2 protein-coding genes and 1 pseudogene are annotated in these 1,541 nt (G+C 70.0%); 1 reads left to right on the top strand and 2 read right to left on the bottom strand.

All coding sequences use genetic code 11. The annotated features are described in order from the left end of the window. Positions 1-127 precede the first annotated feature (127 nt). On the bottom strand, positions 128-487 hold the full coding sequence (locus A5673_RS18895; RefSeq protein WP_068227619.1) for a hypothetical protein: 360 nt from the start codon (positions 485-487) through the stop codon (positions 128-130). Between the two features lie 10 nt (positions 488-497). Here A5673_RS18895 and A5673_RS18890 point away from each other — a divergent pair. Next, positions 498-1,091, top strand: a pseudogene (locus tag A5673_RS18890) (DUF3060 domain-containing protein); the annotation flags it as partial. A gap of 97 nt (positions 1,092-1,188) precedes the next feature. Here the strand turns inward: A5673_RS18890 and A5673_RS18885 are convergent. Further along, positions 1,189-1,541: hypothetical protein (locus A5673_RS18885; protein ID WP_068235699.1), on the bottom strand; the 353-nt coding region annotated here is incomplete at its 5' end.

The following is a 1,541-nucleotide window of genomic DNA, read 5'->3' as shown; positions in this document are numbered from 1 at the left end:
GACGTCTCCAACGAGGTGCAGCAGGGCTGATCAGCCGCGGCTGACCCTTCTCGCCCTCTCCCACCGCGAGCGTGCGCGTTGGTACGCGACACGCCGCTCTAGCGCGACATTCTGCGCACGCTCGCGGCTAGCCCGCCGCGTCGGATTCGCCGGCTTCGTCGGATTCCTCCGCGTCGTGATCGAGGACGCTGACCGCGATGCCGTAGGGCAGGAAGCGCACCTTGCGCTTGGGATCCACGTTGTTCTTGTTGGCCCGCAGCGCGTCGAGTTCGGTCGCGTAGACCTGTTCGACGTGGGCGCCGCCGTCGGCGTCCACGGTGTAGATGGCCCACACGCCGTCGCCGGCCTCGCCGGCGGTCTCCGGCGCCGGCCGCGGCCGCCGCGACAGGTCGTCGAAAAACGCCGACCAGCCCGTCCGGCCACCCGGACCGCCGCCGCAATACCAGCGCCCGCCGTTGACGATGTACCTGCACCTGCCCTTCGTCACCGTGCCGATTCCGATCAACCCGCCGCCCCCACCGCCGCCGGCGAGCCCCTGGACCTACGGCGGACCGTCGTACGGTCCGCCGCCGAGGTCCTCGTCGGGCGGCCGAACCTGGTGGATCGTCGGCACGTTCATCGTCATCGGCTTTCTCGCGCTCGCGGGGGGCATCGCCGCCTTCGCCGCACACCAGCTCTCCGGTGTCCGGTCGATCATCAGCTCCCCACCGAGCATCTCCGCGACGTTCGGTCCCCCGTCGAGCGCCACCACCAGCCCGCGCAGCCCCGGCCCATCGAGCACCCGGACCAGGACCACGGCGCCGTCGACGTCACCCACACCGGCGCCCGGCGCGCGGATCAGCGTCTCGGGCATCAACGAGAATCGAACGATCGCCTGCAACAACAACGTCGTCAGCGTCAGCGGCGTTTCCAACACGGTCGTGATCACCGGCCACTGCACGAGCCTCACGGTGTCGGGCGTTCAGAACGCCATCACCGTCGACTCCGTCGACAGCATCGACGCGTCCGGCTTCAGCAACAAGATCACCTACCACTCGGGCAATCCGAAGATCAGCAACTCCGGCGGTTCCAACGAGGTGCAGCAGGGCTGATCAGCCGCGGCTGACCCTTCTCGCCCTCTCCCACCGCGAGCGTGCGCGTTGGTACGCGACACGCCGCTCTAGCGCGACATTCTGCGCACGCTCGCGGCTAGCCCGCCGCGTCGGATTCGCCGGCTTCGTCGGATTCCTCCGCGTCGTGATCGAGGACGCTGACCGCGATGCCGTAGGGCAGGAAGCGCACCTTGCGCTTGGGATCCACGTTGTTCTTGTTGGCCCGCAGCGCGTCGAGTTCGGTCGCGTAGACCTGTTCGACGTGGGCGCCGCCGTCGGCGTCCACGGTGTAGATGGCCCACACGCCGTCGCCGGCCTCGCCGGCGGTCTCCGGCGCCGGCCGCGGCCGCCGCGACAGGTCGTCGAAAAACGCCGACCAGCCCGTCCGGCCACCCGGACCGCCGACAAACCTGCCGACCCGCTCGAACACGTCGCGCAGGCCCTCGCTGC

The sequence above is a fragment of the Mycobacterium sp. E3198 genome (assembly GCF_001667015.1).
Classification (GTDB): domain Bacteria; phylum Actinomycetota; class Actinomycetes; order Mycobacteriales; family Mycobacteriaceae; genus Mycobacterium.
The sequence above is the reverse complement of the archived record's forward strand: the minus strand, read 5'-3'. Positions and strand labels throughout refer to the sequence as shown.